The sequence below is a fragment of the Paenibacillus urinalis genome, assembly GCF_028747985.1.
GTDB lineage: Bacteria > Bacillota > Bacilli > Paenibacillales > Paenibacillaceae > Paenibacillus > Paenibacillus urinalis.
In genome coordinates this window covers 4274411-4296318 of record NZ_CP118108.1, presented here as the reverse complement: position 1 = coordinate 4296318, position 21908 = coordinate 4274411, and the positions used below count along the sequence as shown (strand labels likewise).

At 46.6% G+C, this 21908-nt stretch carries 19 protein-coding genes; 16 read left to right on the top strand and 3 right to left on the bottom strand.

Annotated elements, in window-relative coordinates:
- Positions 1-142 precede the first annotated feature (142 nt).
- From alaS to PUW25_RS19745, 10 genes are all read left to right on the top strand, one after another.
- The gene (gene alaS, locus PUW25_RS19790) at positions 143-2764 is read left to right on the top strand and encodes an alanine--tRNA ligase (protein ID WP_047913297.1); all 2622 of its coding nucleotides are present in this window, start codon (positions 143-145) and stop codon (positions 2762-2764) included.
- A 145-nt stretch (positions 2765-2909) separates the two neighbouring features.
- Positions 2910-3170, top strand: coding sequence for an IreB family regulatory phosphoprotein (locus PUW25_RS19785; protein ID WP_047913296.1), 261 nt, complete (start codon positions 2910-2912; stop codon positions 3168-3170).
- A 15-nt stretch (positions 3171-3185) separates the two neighbouring features.
- Entirely contained in the window at positions 3186-3602 is a 417-nt protein-coding gene (gene ruvX, locus PUW25_RS19780) for a Holliday junction resolvase RuvX (protein WP_047913295.1), read from the top strand.
- Between the two features lie 15 nt (positions 3603-3617).
- Positions 3618-3926: a DUF1292 domain-containing protein gene (locus PUW25_RS19775; protein WP_047913294.1), complete on the top strand. Its 309-nt coding sequence runs from the start codon at positions 3618-3620 to the stop codon at positions 3924-3926.
- Positions 3927-4241 (top strand): DUF1292 domain-containing protein, encoded by a 315-nt coding sequence (locus PUW25_RS19770; protein WP_047913293.1) that lies wholly within the window; start codon positions 3927-3929, stop codon positions 4239-4241.
- 122 nt (positions 4242-4363) lie between these two features.
- Positions 4364-5416 (top strand): endolytic transglycosylase MltG, encoded by a 1053-nt coding sequence (gene mltG, locus PUW25_RS19765; protein ID WP_274520942.1) that lies wholly within the window; start codon positions 4364-4366, stop codon positions 5414-5416.
- A 13-nt stretch (positions 5417-5429) separates the two neighbouring features.
- Positions 5430-6359: a peptidase U32 family protein gene (locus PUW25_RS19760; RefSeq protein ID WP_047913292.1), complete on the top strand. Its 930-nt coding sequence runs from the start codon at positions 5430-5432 to the stop codon at positions 6357-6359.
- 21 nt (positions 6360-6380) lie between these two features.
- Positions 6381-7709, top strand: coding sequence for a peptidase U32 family protein (locus PUW25_RS19755; protein WP_047913291.1), 1329 nt, complete (start codon positions 6381-6383; stop codon positions 7707-7709).
- Between the two features lie 186 nt (positions 7710-7895).
- A complete protein-coding gene (locus tag PUW25_RS19750) occupies positions 7896-10037 on the top strand; it encodes a methyl-accepting chemotaxis protein (RefSeq protein WP_205054848.1) in 2142 nt (713 codons plus the stop codon).
- Positions 10038-10222: 185 nt separating this feature from the next.
- Positions 10223-12040 carry a peptidoglycan D,D-transpeptidase FtsI family protein gene (locus tag PUW25_RS19745; protein ID WP_205054846.1) on the top strand — a complete coding sequence of 606 codons (1818 nt, stop codon included), beginning with the start codon at positions 10223-10225 and terminating at the stop codon, positions 12038-12040.
- Between the two features lie 89 nt (positions 12041-12129).
- On the opposite strand, the gene PUW25_RS19740 is transcribed toward PUW25_RS19745, so the two are convergent.
- Complete coding sequence (locus tag PUW25_RS19740; protein WP_274337439.1) at positions 12130-13257, bottom strand: AI-2E family transporter; 1128 nt, start codon at positions 13255-13257, stop codon at positions 12130-12132.
- Between the two features lie 186 nt (positions 13258-13443).
- Here PUW25_RS19740 and PUW25_RS19735 point away from each other — a divergent pair, with 186 nt between their 5' ends.
- Complete coding sequence (locus tag PUW25_RS19735) at positions 13444-14883, top strand: polysaccharide deacetylase family protein (RefSeq protein WP_047913287.1); 1440 nt, start codon at positions 13444-13446, stop codon at positions 14881-14883.
- A gap of 81 nt (positions 14884-14964) precedes the next feature.
- Here the strand turns inward: PUW25_RS19735 and ilvD are convergent, their stop codons facing one another.
- On the bottom strand, positions 14965-16653 hold the full coding sequence (gene ilvD / locus PUW25_RS19730) for a dihydroxy-acid dehydratase (RefSeq protein ID WP_047913286.1): 1689 nt from the start codon (positions 16651-16653) through the stop codon (positions 14965-14967).
- A gap of 199 nt (positions 16654-16852) precedes the next feature.
- Positions 16853-17107: a KGG domain-containing protein gene (locus tag PUW25_RS19725; RefSeq protein WP_047913285.1), complete on the bottom strand. Its 255-nt coding sequence runs from the start codon at positions 17105-17107 to the stop codon at positions 16853-16855.
- Between the two features lie 278 nt (positions 17108-17385).
- On the opposite strand from PUW25_RS19725, the gene PUW25_RS19720 reads away from it, so the two are divergent.
- The 5 genes from PUW25_RS19720 (at position 17386) to mgrA (ending at position 21841) form a co-directional block, all read left to right on the top strand.
- Entirely contained in the window at positions 17386-18354 is a 969-nt protein-coding gene (locus tag PUW25_RS19720) for a sugar kinase (RefSeq protein WP_047913284.1), read from the top strand.
- A gap of 54 nt (positions 18355-18408) precedes the next feature.
- On the top strand, positions 18409-19077 hold the full coding sequence (locus PUW25_RS19715; protein ID WP_047913283.1) for a bifunctional 2-keto-4-hydroxyglutarate aldolase/2-keto-3-deoxy-6-phosphogluconate aldolase: 669 nt from the start codon (positions 18409-18411) through the stop codon (positions 19075-19077).
- A 65-nt stretch (positions 19078-19142) separates the two neighbouring features.
- Positions 19143-19928: an HAD family hydrolase gene (locus PUW25_RS19710; protein WP_274337438.1), complete on the top strand. Its 786-nt coding sequence runs from the start codon at positions 19143-19145 to the stop codon at positions 19926-19928.
- Positions 19921-20661, top strand: a complete 741-nt coding sequence (locus PUW25_RS19705) for an NAD-dependent protein deacylase (protein ID WP_047913282.1) — start codon at positions 19921-19923, stop codon at positions 20659-20661. The genes PUW25_RS19710 and PUW25_RS19705 overlap by 8 nt, the downstream gene beginning before the upstream one ends.
- 181 nt (positions 20662-20842) lie before the next feature.
- Positions 20843-21841 carry an L-glyceraldehyde 3-phosphate reductase gene (gene mgrA / locus PUW25_RS19700; RefSeq protein ID WP_047913281.1) on the top strand — a complete coding sequence of 333 codons (999 nt, stop codon included), beginning with the start codon at positions 20843-20845 and terminating at the stop codon, positions 21839-21841.
- Positions 21842-21908 lie beyond the last annotated feature (67 nt).

Genomic DNA, 21908 nt, shown 5'->3' with positions numbered 1-21908 from the left:
TTTCTGAATTTTTACCACTGGTAATTATTCTGATCAAATTCAGAAACAACGACGATCGGAGAACAATCTGACCATGGAGCGGAGTATCTCAAGAGGCGCGAAGGCTAATCGATATACATTTAAAAACTGGAGGTTATGAACTATGAAGGCTAGTGAAATCCGTTCCAAATGGATCGAGTTTTTTGCATCCAAAGGACATAAAATCGAACCAAGCGCATCGCTTGTACCGCATAACGACCCATCTCTACTATGGATTAACGCAGGGATGGCGCCTCTTAAGCAGTACTTTGACGGACGTGTGAAACCCGAGAACCCGCGTCTTGCCAATTCTCAGAAATGTATCCGTACCAACGATATCGAGAATGTCGGCAAAACGCGCAGACACCATACCTTTTTCGAAATGCTCGGCAACTTCTCCATCGGCGATTATTTCAAGGAAGAGGCTGTTACTTGGGCATGGGAGTTCTTGACTGACAAGAAATGGATCGGCTTTGATCCCGAACGCCTGTCCGTGACCGTTTACCCGGAGGATGAAGAGGCTTATAAGCTGTGGAATGAAAAAATCGGCCTGCCGGCTGAACGTATTATCAAGCTCGAAGATAACTTCTGGGACATCGGGGAAGGTCCATGCGGTCCTTGTACTGAAATTTTCTATGATCGCGGCGAAGCTTACGGCAATGACGAGAATGATCCAGAACTGTACCCAGGCGGAGAGAACGAGCGTTACCTGGAAGTATGGAACCTGGTATTCTCCCAGTTCAACCATAACAAAGACGGCAGCTATACACCGCTTCCGAACAAAAATATTGATACAGGTGCAGGTCTGGAGCGTTTGACTTCGATTTTGCAGGATGTAGATTCGAACTTTGACACAGATCTGTTCCAGCCAATGATTCAGCGGACAGCAGAAATTGCCGGAGTGAAATACAATGACAGCGTAGAGATTGATGTCGCGCTTAAAGTCATTGCTGACCATATCCGTACCGTTGCGTTTGCCGTTGGTGATGGGGTGCTGCCTTCGAATGAAGGTCGTGGTTACGTTATCCGCCGTTTGCTGCGCCGTGCAGTGCGTTACGGCAAAGTTCTTGGTCTGGATCGTCCTTTTATGTATGAATTGACACAGCAAGTAGCAGACGTTATGGGTGTATACTATCCAGAGGTCATCGACAAGCAAGAATTCATCGCTAAAGTGGTGAAGACAGAGGAAGAGCGTTTCCATGAAACACTGAGTGATGGTCTTGCCATTCTGGCAGATATCAGTGGACAGGCTAAATCAGAAGGACGCTCTGTTATCAGCGGACAAGATGCGTTCAAACTGTACGACACCTATGGCTTCCCATTTGACCTCACAGAGGATTATGCAGCAGAGCATGGCCTGACTGTAGACCGTGAAGGCTTTGATACAGCAATGCAAGAGCAGCGGGATCGTGCTCGTTCTGCACGTCATGAGAATGAGAGTATGAAGGTTCAAGGCGGCGCGATTGCCGATCTGACGGTTAAAAGTGAATTTGTTGGATATAATGACCTCGTGACAGAATCAACGGTGGTTGCTCTTATTCACAATGATGTGAGTGTAGATGCAGTAGGAGAAGGCGATACGTGCCAAGTCGTACTTGACATCACCCCATTCTATGCGGAAAGCGGCGGCCAGGTCAGTGACAAGGGTCTTCTTCGCGGAGCAGCTGCTGTGGCTAAAGTAGAGGGCTTGCTGAAAGCACCGCTTGGACAGCATGTTCATATCGTAAACGTTGAAGCTGGTGAGCTTCGCGTAGGGGATAAGATCAAAGCCGAAGTCGATAAGACGAGCAGGGATGCGATTGTGAAGAACCATACCGCAACTCACCTGCTTCACAAGGCACTAAAAGAAGTGCTTGGTGAGCATGTTAATCAAGCAGGTTCTTTGGTCGAACCTTCACGACTGCGCTTTGACTTCTCCCATTTCGGAAGCATTACGCCGGAAGAGCTGCTCGACATTGAACGTAAAGTAAATGAGCAGATCTGGAATCAACTAGATGTCGTAATTGAATATAAATCTATTGATGAAGCAAAAGCTATGGGTGCAATGGCATTGTTTGGCGAGAAATACGGAGACATCGTGCGTGTCGTTCAAGTGGGCAGCTACAGTCTCGAGCTGTGCGGGGGCTGTCATGTCAATAACACTTCTGAGATTGGTCTCTTCAAATTGGTAAGCGAAAGCGGCATTGGCTCTGGTGTGAGACGGATTGAAGCACTTACAGGACGCGGCGCATATGAATACCTGGAAGGACAGCTGGATCTGCTGAAACAATCCGCTGCATTGCTCAAATCCAATCTTAACGATGTTCCTAAGCGTATTGACTCGCTTCATCTGCAACTGAAGGAGCTGACACGTGAGAATGAATCTCTTCAAGGCAAGCTCAGCTCGATTGAAGCAGGTCAGCTTACGGATAAAGTAGTTCAGCATGGGGATACCAAGCTGCTTGCAACCCGAGTGGAAGTATCCGGAATGGAAGCACTTCGTACACTGGCAGATGAGCTCAAGGTGAAATTGCCGGACACTGTGCTTGTGCTCGGAGCGGCAAACGAGGATAAAGTGAATTTTGTCGTTGTCGTACCGCAGGAGCATGTGAAAAAAGGCCTGCATGCGGGTAAAATTGTTAAAGAAGTAGCAAGTGTATGCGGCGGAGGCGGAGGCGGTCGCCCTGATATGGCCCAAGCCGGCGGCAAGGATGCTTCGAAACTGGATGAAGCGCTCCGCGTAGCGGAACAGCTCGTAGCAGGATAACGATCGGGGCTTCCCGCAAAAAGTTAAAACACTCACTTTCTTTGATATATTTGCAAAGCGCCAAAATATGTTATGATATAGAAGAAATCAATTCGGCATGGCAAGAGTTTACTCTCTTGCCTTATGCAGGAGCGAGGTGTCATAAGTGGACTCCATGGATAAGACAGTTAAATTCAACGTCAAGGGTGATGTGGAAGAAGCCTCTGCACAAGAGATTCTTCTAAAGGTATATGATTCATTACTGGAGAAAGAATATAATCCGATTAACCAAATCGTAGGTTATTTGATCTCCGGGGATCCTGCCTACATTCCTCGTCACAACAATGCCAGAAGTCTAGTCCGCAAAAAAGAACGCGACGAACTGATTGAAGAACTGGTACGTTCTTATCTGGCCAATCACCGGTAAGAATAGGAGAAATGAATGAAGATTTTGGGTTTGGATTATGGCGACCGCAGAATTGGTGTCGCGATCAGTGACGCCTTTGGCTGGACTGCCCAGGGATTGGAAGTAATAGAACGGCGCCGGGATGGGGATGAATTTGGACGAATTCATGAGCTCGTTCGAGAGAATGAAGTCAGTGAGATCGTCGTTGGTTTACCCAAGAACATGAACGGCACCGTAGGTCCTCGCGGCGAGCTTTGCATGGAATTTGCACAGAAGCTGCGGGAGATGTTGGACTTGCCCGTTCACCTGTGGGATGAGAGGCTGAGCACCGTTTCGGCAGAACGAACGCTCGTTGAAGCTGACGTCAGCCGGAAGAAGCGCAAGAAGGTTGTGGACAAAATGGCCGCAAGCTTAATATTGCAAAATTATTTAGATGCCAAAAGTACAAGGTGAGGGGGACGTTAAGCTATGACGGATAATCGTTTGGGTATGGACGAGGATCGCGAGATTATTTATATTACCGATGAGGAAGGCAACGATGAGGAATTTGAAGTCATCATGACCTTTGACGTCGATGGTTCAGATGCGAAATACATGATGGTTGTCCCTGTAGAAGCGGAAGAGGACGAAGATGAGTCCGAGGTATATGCATTCCGTTATGAAGAAGATGGGGATGATATTAAACTGTTCACGATTCAGGATGAAGCGGAATGGGCCATCGTTGAAGAAACTTTCAATACCCTTGTTGCGGCAGAAGAAGACGAGGAGAATGTATAGATGACCGAATATCCTTTTTCAAGAGCGAATCTTGTCGTTACAACTCGCTTAAGAGAAACATTTGGATCTGAGGTTGAACTGGAAGATGAGAGCGGTAAGTCGGTTCCCTATGAGCTTCTCGCTGAGTTCGAAGTGTTAGGTCAAGGATACGTTGTACTGCAAGCTCTGAAGAGCAAGTTCGATGATTATGAGCTGCTTCGGGTCATGTACAATGAGAATGGAATTCCTGAGCTGATCACGATTGAAGATGATGAAGAGTGGGAGAACATTGCCGAGCTCTATGATGAATGGTCATTACCAGATGACGAAGGCTAGAATGAGGCACCTCTACCGAGGTGCCTGATTTGTATGTTATCATAGTATATAGAATTAGGATTGAATTATGGGAAGGGCGGAGCAGTCCGCTCTTTTTAGTTATGAAGGGGTGGAATCTTTTTTTGAAAGCAAAATACTTCAGACGGTTCATCGTGCTAATCCTGCTTATTGTTGTGTTAGCCGGAGGAGGACTGTATGTATGGCAATCCATGAAGCCTGTGGCTCCAAAGGACGAGCCTGTTGTCTTCACGATTGAACCCGGGACAGGTACTTCAGGCATCGCCGATCTTCTCGAAGATAAGGGACTGATTCGAAACGCTCTATTATTCAAAGCATACTTGAAGCTGAATGACCAAGGTGCGAACTTTCAAGCAGGCACTTATGCCTTTCAGCCCGGAATGAATTATGATGAAATGATTACGGCTCTTAATAGTGGAGATGTACAAAAGGAAGAAATGCTGCGTTTTACTATTCCAGAGGGCTATACCCTAAAGCAGATCGCGCAGAAGCTGGAGGATGAAGGAGTTACAGACGGTAAGATCTTTATGCAGCTTGTCCAAGACAAGGAGCTGTTTAATGACATTCCTCTGGTGGCATCTATACCGGACAATGAGAATTACCGCTATGCACTTGAGGGATATTTATTCCCTGAAACCTATGAAATGAAGAAAGATAGTACGGCGGAAGATATTATTCGTCGTATGCTGACGGAAATGCAGGATAGACTGAATGGTATTCCCGAACTGGATGCGGAGCTCAAGGAACTTAATCTGAATCTTCATCAGGTGCTTACCGCTGCTTCGCTCATAGAACGTGAAGTAGTTGTCGATAATGAAAGACCGTTAGTTGCGGGTGTCATCTATAATCGGCTTGAGCAGGACATGAGACTTGAAATGGATGCTACCGTTCAATATCTGCTGGATAAGCAGAAGGAGCGTCTCTTGTACAAGGACCTTGAAGTGGAAAGTCCATATAACACATATCGGAATGAAGGGCTGCCGCCCGGCCCGATTGCAAGCCCAAGCTTGAGTGCGATTGAAGCGGCGCTAACACCGAAGCCATCTGATTATTTATTTTACGTTACCAAGAAGGATGGAAGCTCAGAGCATTTGTTTGCTGAAACTTATGAAGAGCATTTAGACAATATTGAGAAAAGTAATGAAAGTGCGGAATAACGGAGGGATGGCTTTGACACGGCCTTATGAACTGCTTGTCACAGCGAGTGATTTACAGGAAGCAGAGCGCCTGCTGAAGGCAGGGGCGGATGCTGTTGTTATTGGGGAAGAACGGTTTGGAATGCGCCTTGCGGGAAATTTCATGCTGGATCAGATTGCAGAAGCGGTACGGATGGCGAAGGTATATGAGGCCAAAATTTATGTATCCATGAACAACATTATGAGTAATGATGTGCTGTCTGAAATTCCGGAGTATGTACGAGCGCTGGCGGAAGCCGGTGTGGAGGGAATTGAATTTAATGATCCATCCGTGTTAAGTGCTGTTCGGGAATTTGCACCACAGCTTAAGCTGCACTGGAATGCAGAGATGACCTCTACCAACTATAGAACCGCAAACTATTGGGGACGTAAAGGTGCTAGTCGGGTTGTACTCGCGAGAGAACTGAATATGGATGAAATTACCGAAATGATAGATCTTCTTGAGGTTGAAGCTCAGGTTCAAGTTCACGGGATGACGAACATATATCATTCTAAGCGTCAATTGGTAGCAAGCTACATGCAGCAGCAAGGTCGTCCGGTTGAGGGAGATCTCGGCTTATCAAGAGGCTTGTTCCTCATTGAAGCAGAGCGCCGGGAGGAGAAATTCCCAATTTACGAGGATCGCAATGGCACGCATATTATGAGCTCAGAGGATATCTGCATTATGGAGGACCTTCATCTGTTGATGGCGGCGGGTGTTCATTCCTTCAAGATTGAAGGGATTCTGAAGAGTGTGGCATATAATGAGGCGGTTGTCCGTGCTTACCGTACAGCGATAGATGCTTATACTGCTGATCCATCTGAGTATGCCTATAAGGAAGAATGGCTGGATGAAGTGCGTCAGCTGCAAGACCCAGAGCGTGAGCTTTCTTTTGGATTTTTCTACAAAGAACAAGTTTATTGATTCGAGGTGCGAATAGGTAGAATGGAAACATTATCAAAACGGAAGTATTCAGGTAAGCGTAACCGGTTGGCTAAGCCTGAGCTTCTAGCTCCTGCAGGAAATTTGGAGAAATTGAAGTTTGCTATTCATTATGGTGCAGATGCGGTGTATATTGGCGGTCAAAAATACGGCCTTCGTTCAAACGCAGATAATTTCAGCTTTGAAGAAATGCGTGAAGGTGTAGAGTTTGCGAAGAAATATGGTGCCAAAGTCTTTGTAGCGACGAACATATATGCACATAACGAAGATGTGGATGGGATTGAAGCTTACCTGAAGAATCTGTACGAGGCAGGCATTGCGGCTATTATCGCTGCAGACCCGGCCATTATAGAGATCGCACAGCGTGTTACACCAGGTATGGAAGTGCATCTGAGTACACAGCAATCGACAGTAAACTGGCAGGCGGTCAAGTTCTGGAAAGAGGAAGGACTGCCGCGTGTCGTTCTGGGACGTGAAGCAAGCTTCGAGGAAATTCAGGAGATCAAGAGCCATGTGGATATCGAGATTGAGGCGTTTATTCATGGCGCGATGTGCTCGTCCTATTCCGGCCGCTGTGTGCTGTCCAATCATTTCACAGACCGCGACTCGAACCGCGGTGGCTGCTGCCAGTCCTGCCGCTGGAAATACGATCTGTTTGAAGATGTACGCGAGGAGGGGGTTTGGGTATCTGAAGAGGATATGCAGAGCTCCCGTGTGCTTCAAAATTTTGAGCTGGGCGTCAATCAGATTCCGCTGTACAATTCAGAGGATCAGGCCTTTACAATGGGCTCCAAGGATTTGTGCATGCTAGAGTATATTCCAGACTTAATTGATGTAGGAATTGACTCGTTCAAGATTGAAGGACGAATGAAATCCATTCATTATGTAGCGACGGTCGTTAATGTATATCGACAAGCGATTGATTCTTATATGGAAGATCCGGATAACTATGTGCTGAAGCCAGAGTGGCTCGAGGAAATACAGAAGGCAGCCAATCGTCCGCTGAACACTGGATTTTTCTACGATACACCAGATCATGAGGATCATATTTATGAGCCGGAAGAAAAGGCAGTTCCGTATGATTTTGCCGGACTTGTCATGGACTATGACCCACAGACACAGTTGGCAACGATTGAGCAGCGGAATTACTTTAAGCCAGGCACGGAGATCGAATTTTTTGGTCCGAACGGAACCTTCTTCAAGCAGAAGGTAACCGAAATCTATGATGAAGCAGGAAATCAGCTGGAGGCAGCCCGCCATCCGCTGCAATACATTAAGATGAAAGTGGACCAGCCTGTAGCTTATTTTGACATGATGCGCAAAAGGAAGTAAATAAGACTCAGGACCAAAGCCCTCGTATATCGGCAGACGAGGGCTTTTTTTTAATAGTAATCTAGGAAAAAAGTTATAGTTTATTTCTCAAAAAAGCAAAGGTTTTGGAAGAAACTTGTCGAAATAATAGATAATACTAGGAAGTTTACATAGCTATGATAATTCTTTACGGTGGGTGAACAAAAGATGAAGTGGAATCCAGTGAAAAAAAGAAAGCGTAAACATGAGGAGGAGATCCAAAAAAAGGATAAAAAGAAACTTGAACTGGCTTCAATCCTATCTTGGAAGCAAGTATTAAAATTTAATCCATTGCGTTCAGTAGGTGTACGATTATTTCTCATTTTTATGGTTGCCATCCTGCTTGTCGTATTTGGACTAGGCACCCTGTCTTATCAAACGGCCAAATCGACCATCAAAGAAACGGCCTCAGTTGCCAACCAGGAAGCCATACATCAAGTGGGTCAAAAGCTTGATCTGATTATGGAGCGTTATGTAGATTTATCGACACAGATCTTTTTCGATACCCATATTCAAAGTAATCTAGAGACATTGCTCAGCACGGGCATATCCGATTTTGACAGATTTGAGGCAACGTCCCTGTTAAGCGAGTCGCTTACAAATATGCAGTTTACAAATGCAACAGTAGCTTCAATGACCATTATTCATAAGAATGAAGAGGTTCCTGTAATCAGCACTGGAGCAGCTTCAACCATGAGTGGTGTTCGTGAAGAGGAATGGTTTAACACCCTACTCGAAGCAGGAGGAGTCATGTGGCTGCCAACTACAGCTGCAGAATCTGGACAGGAACATACATATCGAATGGCCAGAGCTCTTAAAAATGTAAATGCCAGTATCGGTACTTATATCATCATTATCGAAATTAAGGCAAGTGCCATTGAAGACGAACTAAAGACTGTAAATCTGGGCGAGAACGGAGTTACTCAAGCGATTTCTGAGAATGGCATTGTGGTTGCTTCTACCCTTCCTGACCGGGCAGGCCAAGAAACCGAGCTCTCCTTCTATTCCGAAATTACGGAGGAAGCAGGCGCCACAGATGCAAGAAATACCATCAATGGTCAGAATGAAGAGGTTCTGGCAGTCTATAACACACTTGATGTATCCGGATGGAAGATTATTGGGATGATTCCGGTGGTTGAGCTGGTTAAGGATGCACAGTCGATTCTCGTTACAACGATTATCGTTGCGATTGTTTCCTTGCTGCTCGCTATTTTACTAGGAATATGGATGGTACGCATGATTGCGAAGCCGCTGGTGAATTTGAAGGATCTGATGTTCGAAGGAGCGAAGGGCAATCTGACGGTGCGTACGACACATAAGAGCAGAGATGAGATAGGGATGCTCTCCAAGAGCTTCAATCTGATGATGGAACAGATTACGAAGCTCGTGAATCAGACGAATCAGACGGCAGAGGATGTGCTGCTGACGGCATCTGAGCTTAGCTCTGCATCACAGAAGACGGCTGCAGCAGCAGCTGAAGTAGCGATCGCAACCGAGCAAATTGCAGGTGGGGCTACGAACCTGGCATCCGAGGCAGAGAGAGGCAGTGAGATGACGGAGCTGATCTCAACACAGATGCAGAAGGTGGTTGGAACCAACGAGGAGCTTGACCAATCCGCTAGACTGGTTGAAGGGGCGAGCCAGGAAGGTACGAAGTATCTTGGTGAGCTGCTAGGCAAAACGGAACAAAGCGAGCAGATGATTCGAGCGTTGGTTACAAAAGTCGATACACTCAAATCAAGCACTTCATCCATTCTGGGCATTCTGGATGTTCTCCATAATATTGCAAGACAGACGAACATACTCTCGCTCAACGCAACAATTGAGGCCGCAAGAGCAGGTGCCGCAGGCAGAGGCTTCATGGTAGTAGCAGGAGAGGTGCGGCAATTGGCAGATCAATCGAAGCAATCGATCGACATGGTTGCCGAGATGACGGATCGGATTATGAACGAAATGAACGAGACGGTAGCTGCATTGTCGGAGGCATACCCGCTCTTCCAGGAACAGATTCAAGCAGTGAAGGAAACAGGCGAGATCTTCCAAACCGTAGAAGAACAGATGGGGATGTTCGTGAACAAGCTGACCGAAACGTCCGCTTCCATCGATGCGCTGAGTCAATCCCAGGTTACACTGTCTGAAACGATGATGAGTGTAAGCTCTGTAGCGGAGCAGTCCTCTGCTACATCGCAGGAGGTTGCATCCCTCAGCAGTGAACAGCAAAGTGTCGGCAACCAGCTCGTCGAGCTATCGAACAAGATGGAACGCGTATCCGAGGAGCTAAAAGATACATTATCAGCATTCCGTATATAATCTTTATCATTTAACAGATGAATGATTTTACTTTCCTCCGTCCAACAGGACGGAGGTTTTTTCATATCTGAGGAGATGAACTTAATAAAAAGATAGGTTTTGGACAGATCGGAAAGGGAGATAATAGCATGTAAATGAGGTTTTTGTACAAATCTTAACTAAGGAATCAAAGGCAGGCGGCAGCTATGAATTTGCTTCGAAAACAAAGAATATTTTACGCCTTATTCCTGATGCTGATCGTATTTGCAGCTATAATTATACGTCTTGCGTATATTCAGTTCATTCAGGTGAATCACCACTTAGACCATTCTGAACGAACGATGCTGCAAATGTCCGTGCTACAGCGTGAGCAGGGGATTGTGCTGGATTCAGGCAGAGGTCAATTTATTGATCGGAATCACAAGCCGATTACGGGGCAGCTGATATGGATTCCGGTCTTATTTCCGTTAGAAGATAAGCTAAATGCAGAACAGGAACAACAGCATCGAAAATTGGCTCATATATTGAATATAGACTCAAGTGAGTTGTGGGAGAAATGGAGATCGCTTCATTCTCCTGAGTACTGGCAATCGTCCACAGGAGAACCGATGGTGTTAAGCGAGGCACAAATTGAGGCAATTCGTCAGCTGCAGCTGGAGGATGTTCAGGCTCTGCCCTATATGGATCGTTATTCCGCCTTGAAGGAGAATGGAATGCAGTGGCTTGGCTATCTATCCGAAATTCCTGATGCTGAGAAGCCGGTTGTAAAGCTTGAAGTCAAGGATCCTTTTAATGTAAAGACAGGTGCAGCCGGTTTAGAGAGAAGTCTTGAACCTTTGCTCAAGGGGCTTGGTCCAACGATTGTCTCCAATATGGTAGATAGTCACAAGAAGCCGGTAGAAGGCATGGGTCCACGTCTTATTGCACCGCATAATCCCAAATATCCGCTCCATATTCAAACGACGATAGATTTGTCCCTCCAGCAGAAGCTGGAACAGCTGACCACTGAGGCCAAGGTGAATGAAGGAGCAGTCGTTGTACTGGATGCGGATCATGCCGAGGTAAGGGCAATGGTATCGCGTCCTTTTTATAATCCAACAGATATTCACCTTGATGACGGCAGTTCGGTCAATCAGGCTACCATGGCGGCGGTTCCCGGTTCTATATTCAAGCTGGTCACAGCAGCCGCAGCTTTGGAGCAAGGGGCTGTCAGCTCAACAGAAACATTTCATTGCTCAGGTCATTATGGTAAGTATGGTCTGGCCTGCTGGAAAAAAGAAGGGCATGGTACGATTACATTTGAAGAAGCTTTTGCCGGGTCCTGCAACGTTGCGTTTGCAGAGGTGGCTTCAAGGCTTACCTCGAGCCAGCTTCTGCAAGCAGCCCATGCTCTGGGGCTTGGACAGCAAGTAGGCTATCATCGGGAGCATTACCTGGGCCTGCAGGATTTTAGAATGTTTGATCACGAGGACGCAGGAGAAGTTTTTCACACGGCAGATATGTTGAAGCAGAACGATGAAGGAATCCGGATCCAGACGGCCATTGGTCAAAGAGATGTGAAGATTACCCCGCTGCAGGCGGCTAATATGATCGTTACAGTACTCCATGGAGGTCAGATGCTCTCCCCCAAGCTTGTATCGGAGATTCATTATGCGGATGGCAAGCTCCTTGCTGAGATTAAAGACCAGTCCTTGATCCCATCTGGGAAGCTCGCAGCTTCTTCCATTCAGATTCACAGCTCGACCGCTAAACAGCTGCGATCCTATATGGAGCAGGTTGTCGAGAAAGGGACAGGCATCCGTTTGCAGCAGGCCATTTGGCCATTAGCCGGCAAATCCGGGACGGCTCAGGTGCTGCACAATGGCGTGGAGAAGAATAATCAGTGGTTTATCGGATATGGACCCGTAAATCATCCCAAGTACGCGGTAGCCGTTCTGGTGAAAAATGAGTCGGTTCATTCTCAACATAAAGCCACAGCGCTTTTTCAGCAGGTTATGGATGTTCTCGCAGGTACTTCGGATTAGAAGCGGAGCGAATTATAAATTCCACGTACGAAAAAAGGATAGACAAGGCATGCTATTGCGTGCCTGCTATCCTTTTTTTGAATTCAATATCAATTTCTGTTGTTCTGATCATCCACGGCAAAAGGAGAAGATTGGAATTCGTCCTCAGGCAATCGGATCCAGCGCTGCAAATACCCCTGCTGCCACAATTCTTTAATCAGAATGAGCAGGATTGGGGAGAGGATGACGCCAGAAATGCCGAAGATCGAGAGCGAGATCAGCATAAAGGACAGCATCAGATAGGCAGACGTTACCCCGATGGAGTTGCCTGATATTTTTGGCTCAGCCAGTTGTCTTACGAGCATAGTCACACCCATAACTACTAATAAGCCAACTGCAGTACCGACGTCACTCACGATGAACAAATAAATGCTCCACGGAATAAATATAACAGGTACCCCGAGCAGCGGCAGCAGATCCAGTACCGCTGCGATGAGTGCAAGTGTAAGGGCGTTTCCGGTTCCAAGAATAATGAGACCGATCAATACAAGCACAAAAGTAATGGAGATGAGTATAAGCTGTGCTTTAAGATAAGCTCCAATTGCCTTGAATACATGATTCTTCAAGAACAGATAGGCTTGCTTAAGCGTATTGGGTGCTTTTCTTTTGGTGATCATCCGCCACATATCAAACTCGACGCTCAGGAAGAAAGCCAGTATAATCGCTACTGCAAAATTTCCGATAAACGAGGAGAAGGAGCTCAGCATACCGACTATGTACCCAAGGAAGCCTGCGCCCCAGGAGGAGAGGGCTGCCGTTACTTTTTCAAAATTCTGATTAATTTGGTCAGTCACGGTTGCCGGCAATGCATTCCACTGGGTCTGAAACATTTCGAGCAGCTGAGTGAATTGGGTCTGGATCAGTGCCATATATGCCGGGATATTATCCTGGAATTGAGTAATGGACGATACGATGATTACGCCTAGTCCGAAGAAGAAGCCTAGGAGAACAGCTACGAACAGAAGTACCGAAATGGCTGACGCTATGGCTTTCTTTAAGCCTCTTTTATGTAGAAACTTAGCCAAAGGCTCAATAATGACAAATACAAGAAAAGATAAAAATACGGGTGCGGCAATCTGGTACAGCTGGCTTGATACAAACATGATCAGAAATACGGTTAGCGCAATTAATCCGACATCGAGTGCGGTTCGCCAATATTTTTTGTAAAGAGGAAGCATATTATAACAACGACTCCTTTTAAAAAGTGTGTAATTCTCCTATCTAGGAAGTATACGTTAATTTTAAAATCAAGGGTTCATTTTATTCACAATATGATAAAATAATAGTTAGTGTTGTTTTTAAGATTTTGTAATGTACGTCTTACAACCACACGTTACGAGTCTAAAAAAGTGAGGAATACCGTTATGCAGAACTTGCTGCTGTTGCTCTTTTACATTACATCTTTTTATGCATTTATACCTAGTTTAATTAGCCGTTTATTCGGATTTCGAGTATTCAGACGCGGAAGGAATCTCAAGGATTTTGCATTAACTTTCGATGATGGGCCGGATCCTGACTACACGCCGCAGCTGCTTGATCTGTTAAAGAAACATAAAGCCAAGGCCACCTTTTTCGTTGTGGGTGAACATGCGGAGCGCAACCCCGAGCTGGTAAGAAGAATGCACGCTGAAGGTCATCTGATTGGGATCCACAATTATATACATCAGACCAATTGGCTGATGACGCCCAAAGTTGTTCGTCAGCAGATAGAAAGAACCGGCTCCATCATTTATAAGATTACTGGATCTCATGCACTATATTACCGTCCACCGTGGGGAATTACCAATTTATTTGATTTCTCCAAGAAGCATCACCATCGCATAGTATTATGGTCGGGCATGTTCGGTGATTGGAGAGAACGAGTTGGAGCAGATCGACTGACAGAGCGGATGCTGAAGAAGCTGCGGGGCGGTGAGGTCATGGTGCTTCATGATTGTGGAACGACACCAGGAGCAGATCGGCATGCACCGGCTCAAATGCTCATTGCACTGGATCGGGTTCTGTCAGAGGCAAGGCACCGAGATATTCAAAGTATACGGATCGATGATATGATATCCCAGCATTATGCAGCTAAGCAGCCAATACCGGGAAGGGAGGCAGTTATGAAGATTCAGTCAATTTTTAAACGTTTAGTGGTTCGGGCATGGCTCGGTTGGGAGCAGATATTCCATATGATTACCAAGCTGAAGACGATAACGCCTCAAGATCCATTCTTGCATTATCGAGTGCGCCCTTATCAAGGTAAAGCCATTGAGCTGCCAGATGGTCACTCCCTGCAAAAAGGAGACGACATCATAGAACTTCATTTTGATAATAAAAAGCTGTATCAGCTAGGAACTTCTTCAAAAACTTCTGTTCATCTCGCTATCCGTATGATTCGGACGATGGAGAAGCAGCTGCCGGATCTCGTCAAGATTGCAGCCCTCGATCCGGAAGTGGCTAATGCGAAGGCATTATACGGGGTCAGCATGATCAATCGTGGACCCGAGCAGTTTGGATTCTCGGTGCTGGATCTCCCGCGCGGTTTGTTTGCGGCCTCAACGTCAGTGTATTTAAAAATACTGCTGAGTGTAATACATCCGGAAGGTCAAGGCAGATTAAGAGAAGGCAGCCAGCAGATGACTCCGAAAATGATCATAATGCCGATGGATATTTTATTTGACCGTTTCGGTGACGGATTGAAGCCTAAAAAAGAATCCGTATATGACCAACGAAGCTTGGCTAAGACTGGCTATTCAGAAGAAGAAGATATTTCATTAGCAGGTGGTAGTGCGGATTTAACGCGTACTCCGCCTGTGGCATAATAGGTTATTCATTTATCGGGAAAAGAATAAGGGATCCAATGCCATTCACGCATTGGATCCCTTTTATTTAGAAGTGCAGTATTATATTTTCAGGACACCGCCGTTGCTGGCGTTGGTAACGAGCTTGGAGTAACGAGCCAAATAACCTGTTTTCACTTTTGGTTCAAACTCGGTCCATTCTTCGGCACGACGACGCTCCATCTCTTCCTCACTGACAAGCAGCTCGATCTTACGGTTATTGAGATCAAGCTCAATGAGGTCTCCATCGTGTACAAAGGCGATCGGTCCGCCTTCAGCGGCCTCCGGAGAAATATGTCCGATACTGATTCCTCTGGATGCACCGGAGAAACGTCCGTCCGTGATCAAGCCGACTTTGGCACCAAGACCCATACCGACGATTTGGGAAGTTGGAGCAAGCATTTCTGGCATACCTGGTCCGCCCTTTGGTCCTTCGTATCGGATAACGACAACATGGCCTTCTTTTACTTTGCCGTTGGCAATGCCTTCAAGAGCTTCTTCTTGAGAGTTGAAGCAAATGGCAGGGCCTTTGTGATAACCGCCGACAGATGGATCTACGGCACCAACCTTGATAATGGACCCTTCTGGAGCCAAATTACCGAAGAGAACGGCCAGTCCACCGCGTTCGGAATGCGGATTATCCAGTCTGTGGATAACATTCTCGTCCAGGATTGGGGAATTCTCTACGTTCTCACGTAACGTTTTACCAGTAACCGTAATGTTCTCTGCATGAAGTGCGCCCGGTTTCTTGAGCAGCTCGTTTAGTACGGCACTTACACCGCCTGCGTTCTGCACATCCTCAATATGATAGTCAGAAGCAGGAGCGAGCTTGGACAAATGCGGTACGCGGTTCGCGACTTCATTGATCCGCTCGATTGGGTATTCAATGCCGGCTTCATGAGCAAGAGCCAATGTGTGAAGCACAGTATTGGTGGAACCGCCCATCGCCATATCCAGAGCAAAGGCATTGTCAATTGCTTCTGGTGTTACGATATCACGCGGCTTTAGATCGAGCTTGATCAGTTCCATCAGCTGAGTGGCTGATTTGCGAACAAAATCACGACGCTCAGGCGCAACGGCCAGAATAGTACCATTCCCTGGCAGCGCAAGTCCTAGTGCTTCAGCAAGACAGTTCATGGAGTTCGCTGTGAACATACCGGAGCAGGACCCGCAAGTCGGACAGCCGAATTGTTCAAGCTCGAGCAGACTCTGATCATCGATCTTGCCGGCTTGATAAGCGCCGACACCTTCGAATACAGAAGTCAGTGACAATGCGCGTCCGTTCTTGTCCCGACCCGCTTTCATCGGTCCACCGCTGACGAAGATGGTCGGAATGTTTACACGAAGAGCACCCATCAGCATTCCTGGCGTAATCTTATCACAGTTCGGAATGCAGACCATTCCGTCAAACCAGTGAGCGGATACGACCGTTTCAACGGAGTCGGCAATGATGTCACGGCTTGGCAGTGAATAACGCATACCGATATGTCCCATTGCGATCCCGTCATCAACACCGATCGTGTTGAATTCAAATGGAACGCCGCCAGCTTCAATAATAGCTTCTTTTACAATTTTTCCGAATTCCTGAAGATGAACATGACCTGGTACAATATCGATGTATGAATTACATACGGCGATAAATGGCTTGCCGAAATCCTCTTCTTTTACCCCGGCTGCACGAAGCAAGCTTCGATGCGGCGCTCTGTCAAAACCTTTTTTAATCATGTCTGAACGCATTTTTTTTGGTGCCATGGTGTCTGTTTCCCCCCAAGAATCAATATGGATTAGCATTTGAACTGCACATGTGAAAGCAGTATGCACGAAATGATGAACGGTCACTGTTTCTGTGCTGCTTTAAAGAGCTAATAGTAAGAATCTAATTTAAATGAGTCTATCACAGATCACGTCATATTTCTACAAATTTAAGGTGATTTCTGGGGGGACTTTAATCCTAACGAAGGCCTCCCTTTCGGCCGATTTCTCGATAGAAGCTCCGATCATGAGAGCTGGCAGTGGCTTTTCCGCCTTTGCTGCCGATTTCTTGATAAAAGTCAGAGCTGTGATTTTCTGATGTGGTCTCGCCGCCTTTACGTCCGATTTTTTGATAGAAGGATCGATCATACTTTTTGGATGTTGCCTCTCCTCCGAGGCGCCCAGCTTCTGCACGGGTCATCTTGGGGCGATTTCCTTTCAGCGTTTGTGCCATGGATGAATCACTCCTCTTTCTTAAAATGGTGTTAAGGATATGCTTGTACTTACCACGAGTAAAAATAGATGAAACGGATAAAACTTGAAAATTTTGGATAGTCAACGGAAAAGTAAACCATGACGATGAACAGCTTGTTATATTCTGTGGAAAAACATATGAATTGTTGATTGACAACGGTTCCATGGATGATAACAATGGAATAAGTAAACGAATTTGAAAGTATGCGCACCTAAATGGAAATGAAGAAGGGTACAAGAGAGAGGGAGGGAATTGGTATGGGAAATCAAACGGAATATTCTTCGCCTGAAGTCATAACGTTCGGTGAAAGTATGGGTTTGTTTACGGCACAGGATACACGCGGACTGGAGTATGCGAGCACTTTGTCCAAATCCTTTGGCGGGGCTGAGAGCAATGTTGCGATTGGTCTGGCGAGACTGGGTCACCGTGCAGGCTGGTTTGGAAGGCTGGGTAACGATGCACTGGGCCAGATGATATATAAGGCTATTCGCGGCGAAGGTGTAGATGTCTCCCGTGCTCAGCTGAGCGAAGGTGAAGCTACAGGACTCATGATCAGAGAAAATGTGCCGGGCAAATCTTCTGTACATTATTATCGTAAATTTTCTGCTGCAAGCCAGATGACGCCTTCTGACCTTGATATTGACTACATTTCAAGAGCGAAAATTTTGCATGTTACAGGTATTACTGCAGCGATCAGTGAATCCAGCAGGGAGACGGTCCTTGAAGCTGTTCGGATCGCCAAGCAGGCAGGTGTGCTTGTTAGCTTTGACCCTAACCTGAGGCTGAAGCTGTGGACACTTCAAGAGGCAAGACCGGTCTTGCTGTCCCTTGCACAAGAGGCCGATTATTTTCTTCCGGGGCTGGACGAACTGAAGATGCTCTATGAGGAAGAGAATACGGATAAAATATTAGATCGATTAAAACAGCTTGATGCCGTCTCCATTGTTAAGGGTGGCCCGGAGCTGACCTACGTACTGCAGCGGGGATCTGTAGAGGAGGTTCCCTTTGTCAAAGCGGATCAAGTTATAGATACCGTTGGCGCAGGCGATGGTTTTGGGGCAGGGTTTTTATCAGGTGTTTTGCAAGGCTTGAATCCTGTAGAGGCCGCAGGTATTGGCAGTCTGACAGGAAGCCTGATGGTTCAAGCTGTAGGAGATTGGGAAGCGCTTCCGACAGCGGCTGAAGTTAAGGCCAAGCTGAGCAATGCCCACCATATTGAACGCTAACTAATTATATTAGGTTAATCCATTCATTAATCATGCGAAGGGGAATCGAGAACAATGAAAAAATTAGAGCTGCTACATAAGATGTTTGAGCAAGGTGTCGTCGCGGTACTGCGCGCGGATTCAGCCGATCAGGTTGTTCAGATGGCAGAGCAGGCAATTGCAGGGGGCATCAAAGTCATTGAGATCACACTGACCGTACCTGGAGCTCTGCAGGCAATTGAGCGTTTGAGCCAGAAATATTCCTGGAATGCAGCAAATGAAGAGGAGTTTGCCATCATTGGGGCTGGGACGGTGCTGGAGCCGCAATCTGCTCGCGCTGCGATTATGGCAGGATCCGAGTTCATCGTAGGCCCAGCCTTGAATCCGGAGACCGTCAAATTGTGTAATCTGTACCGTGTCCCTATCCTGCCGGGAGTGATGACGATTGCCGAGGTTCAGTCGGCCTTGGAACTTGGTGTAGATGTCGTTAAGCTATTCCCGGGGAATGTATACGATCCCTCGATTATCAAAACGATGAAGGGCCCGCTTCCGCAAGCGAATTTTATGCCAACCGGGGGAGTGTCATTAAGCAATCTGGGAGACTGGATCAAGGGAGGAGCGGTCGCCGTTGGAATCGGTTCAGATCTGACAGCAGAGGCCGTCAAGACCGGCGATATGACTCATGTCCGTCGCAAAGCTGAGCAGTATATGGACGTATACCGAAAGGCCGTTCAAGAGAAATAGTAGAAAAAACCTTATGAATTCTGACCGAGCACTCGGTCAGAATTTTTAAGTCACTTAAAGAGGAAGTGATTCAAATCGCTCTATTAAAGGTCGGACAGAAGGAAGCAAATATTTCGGGAATTTTATTCGATAAAGATGGAACGCTTCTGGACATAGAGGCATTGTGGACTCCTTGGGGAGATTATGTGCTGGATGCACTGGAAGCTCAGTTGGCTGGAATGGGTAAGAGCTTTACTGGACAGCGGGAGCAGGTGCTGGGGACCAGGTATGATGCGCAAGGAAAGGTTGCAGGTTATGATGCCGAAGGACCGTTTGCAATTGCGACGGTAAGCGAGTCTACCGCAGTGCTTGCCTGGCAGCTGTATGCAGCCGGTATGCCTTGGAATGATGCAGTAACCTGTATTCGTGAGATTAGCGCGAGAGCCAACGATTCGATAAACAAGGAACATGCAATTCCACTGGACGGACTGATTCCGTTTCTGGACCGTTGCAAGACACAGGGGCTCTTGCTGGGTGTAGTGACTGCAGATTTAACTTCAAATGCTGCATTGCATCTTGAATGGCTGGATGTTCTCGACTATTTTGATGTTATAATTGGATCTGACCGGGTAACGAGCAGCAAGCCTGATCCTGAAAGTGTGCATGCGGCTTGTGCAGCACTTGGACTTTCTCCTGAGCAGCTGGCTGTCATCGGTGACAGTAACGGAGATATGCAAATGGGAAGAAGTGCAGGTACTCAGCTGAATATCGGCATTGTCCCATCAGGAAATACATCCTATTTGAAGCATGCCGATACCGTGATTACCCATTATGATCAAATTCTGCTGAAGGGAGGGCAAGATAATGGCTGATGCGTTTGAACCATTGATAACGTGGATTCGTGAGAGTAACAAAATCGTGTTTTTTGGCGGAGCAGGCACATCCACTGAGAGTGGAATTCCAGATTTTCGATCTGCTGCCGGGATTTATCAGACAGAACAGCATTCTCCCTACTCACCTGAGGAGCTGTTAAGTATTGATTTTTTTATGCTGCATCCGGACATTTTCTATGATTTTTATCGTTCCAAAATGCTTCACCCTCGTGCCAAGCCTAACGGTGCGCACCGTTTGCTTGCCCGTCTGGAGAAGGAAGGGAAGCTGTCGGCTGTCATTACGCAGAATATTGATGGTCTGCATCAGGCGGCAGGGTGCGGGAAGGTACATGAGCTTCACGGATCGGTTCATCGCAACTACTGTATGGACTGTGCCCATTTCTATGATCTTGATGCCATATTTGCATCCGAATCATTAGTTCCTAAGTGTAATAAATGCAATGGTATTATTAAGCCCGATGTCGTGCTGTACGGAGAGTCGCTTGATCAGACGACACTTTACCATGCTGTAGATGCGCTGTCTGAAGCCGATCTGATGATTATCGGAGGAACCTCGTTAACCGTTCAGCCTGCTGCACAGCTCGTGACCTATTTTCAAGGCAGACATACCGTATTGCTAAATGCTACACCCACGCCTTATGACAGCAGGGCCGATCTGCTGATTACCGAACCCATTGGCCGTGTACTGGACCAAGTAAACACAAAATTATAACAATTTGTCATGAGCCTGCCTTTCTTGATTAGCGAAAGGGGGTTCTTTTGCTGTCGGGGAAATAAGAATGATATACACTATCTGTAAACGTTTTCTTGTCAAGCTGTAGTTTTGGGTCTATCATGAATAAATGAAATGGAAGATACATTTTAATCGATTTATTACAGGAGGAAGATGAGATATGGCATATGTAGCTGATCATAGACGTTATGATGAAATGAAATATAACCGGGTAGGCCGCTCGGGACTTAAACTGCCGGCCATTTCCCTTGGATTATGGCATAATTTTGGCGGAATCAATTCGCTTGAGAATGGCAGAGACATGATTAGACGAGCATTTGATCTGGGGATCACTCATTTTGATCTGGCTAACAATTATGGGCCCCCACCTGGTTCTGCTGAACAATTGTTTGGACAGGTGCTCGCTCAAGATTTGAAGCCTTATCGGGATGAATTGATTATCTCGACGAAGGCCGGTTATCATATGTGGCAGGGACCTTACGGTGAATGGGGATCACGCAAATATTTGATCTCGAGCCTGGATCAGAGCTTGAAGCGTATGGGACTGGACTATGTCGATATTTTTTACTCTCACCGGTTTGATCCAGACACTCCGCTGGAAGAGACAATGCAGGCGCTTGATCATATCGTTCGTTCCGGCAAGGCATTGTATGTCGGGATCTCGAATTATTCAGCTGAAAAAACGAAGGAAGCTGTACATATTCTGAATAAGCTGGGCACCCCTCTACTTATTCACCAACCTCGTTATTCTATGCTGGACCGCTGGATTGAAGACGGACTTCAGGACGTATTGACGGAAAATGGTGTGGGAAGCATCGCTTTTTGCCCGCTTGAGCAAGGGGTGCTGACGAGCAAGTATCTGAATGGAGTTCCTGAAGATTCCAGAGCCAAGAGCAGCTCTGTCTTCTTGAATGAGACTCAGATCACACCAGAAACACTGCGTAAAGTACGTGCCTTAAACCAGGTGGCTGCTTCCCGCGGTCAAAGTCTTGCTCAGTTAGCCCTCGCATGGGTGCTTAGAGAAGGAAGAGTGACTTCTGCATTGATTGGAGCAAGCCGCCCGAGCCAGATCGAAGAGAATGTAGCGGTTCTTAACAACCTGGACTTCTCTCCCGAAGAATTAGCAGATATCGAATCGATCCTGCGTAAAGACAGCTAAGGGGATAGGACTCGATCCTGATTCTATTGTTTCTATCGTGACAAAAGAACAAGCCTGCCTTATGATC

Coding starts and splice junctions, on each gene's coding strand:
- ruvX (WP_047913295.1), top strand. CDS start 3,186: ATGAAGATTTTGGGTTTGGATTATGGCGACCGCAGAATTGGTGTCGCG.
- PUW25_RS19705 (WP_047913282.1), top strand. CDS start 19,921: ATGGCTGATGCGTTTGAACCATTGATAACGTGGATTCGTGAGAGTAAC.
- PUW25_RS19740 (WP_274337439.1), bottom strand. CDS start 13,257: ATGCTTCCTCTTTACAAAAAATATTGGCGAACCGCACTCGATGTCGGA.
- mgrA (WP_047913281.1), top strand. CDS start 20,843: ATGGCATATGTAGCTGATCATAGACGTTATGATGAAATGAAATATAAC.
- PUW25_RS19750 (WP_205054848.1), top strand. CDS start 7,896: ATGAAGTGGAATCCAGTGAAAAAAAGAAAGCGTAAACATGAGGAGGAG.
- PUW25_RS19720 (WP_047913284.1), top strand. CDS start 17,386: ATGGGAAATCAAACGGAATATTCTTCGCCTGAAGTCATAACGTTCGGT.
- alaS (WP_047913297.1), top strand. CDS start 143: ATGAAGGCTAGTGAAATCCGTTCCAAATGGATCGAGTTTTTTGCATCC.
- PUW25_RS19735 (WP_047913287.1), top strand. CDS start 13,444: ATGCAGAACTTGCTGCTGTTGCTCTTTTACATTACATCTTTTTATGCA.
- PUW25_RS19755 (WP_047913291.1), top strand. CDS start 6,381: ATGGAAACATTATCAAAACGGAAGTATTCAGGTAAGCGTAACCGGTTG.
- PUW25_RS19770 (WP_047913293.1), top strand. CDS start 3,927: ATGACCGAATATCCTTTTTCAAGAGCGAATCTTGTCGTTACAACTCGC.
- PUW25_RS19775 (WP_047913294.1), top strand. CDS start 3,618: ATGACGGATAATCGTTTGGGTATGGACGAGGATCGCGAGATTATTTAT.
- ilvD (WP_047913286.1), bottom strand. CDS start 16,653: ATGGCACCAAAAAAAATGCGTTCAGACATGATTAAAAAAGGTTTTGAC.
- PUW25_RS19715 (WP_047913283.1), top strand. CDS start 18,409: ATGAAAAAATTAGAGCTGCTACATAAGATGTTTGAGCAAGGTGTCGTC.
- PUW25_RS19745 (WP_205054846.1), top strand. CDS start 10,223: ATGAATTTGCTTCGAAAACAAAGAATATTTTACGCCTTATTCCTGATG.
- PUW25_RS19725 (WP_047913285.1), bottom strand. CDS start 17,107: ATGGCACAAACGCTGAAAGGAAATCGCCCCAAGATGACCCGTGCAGAA.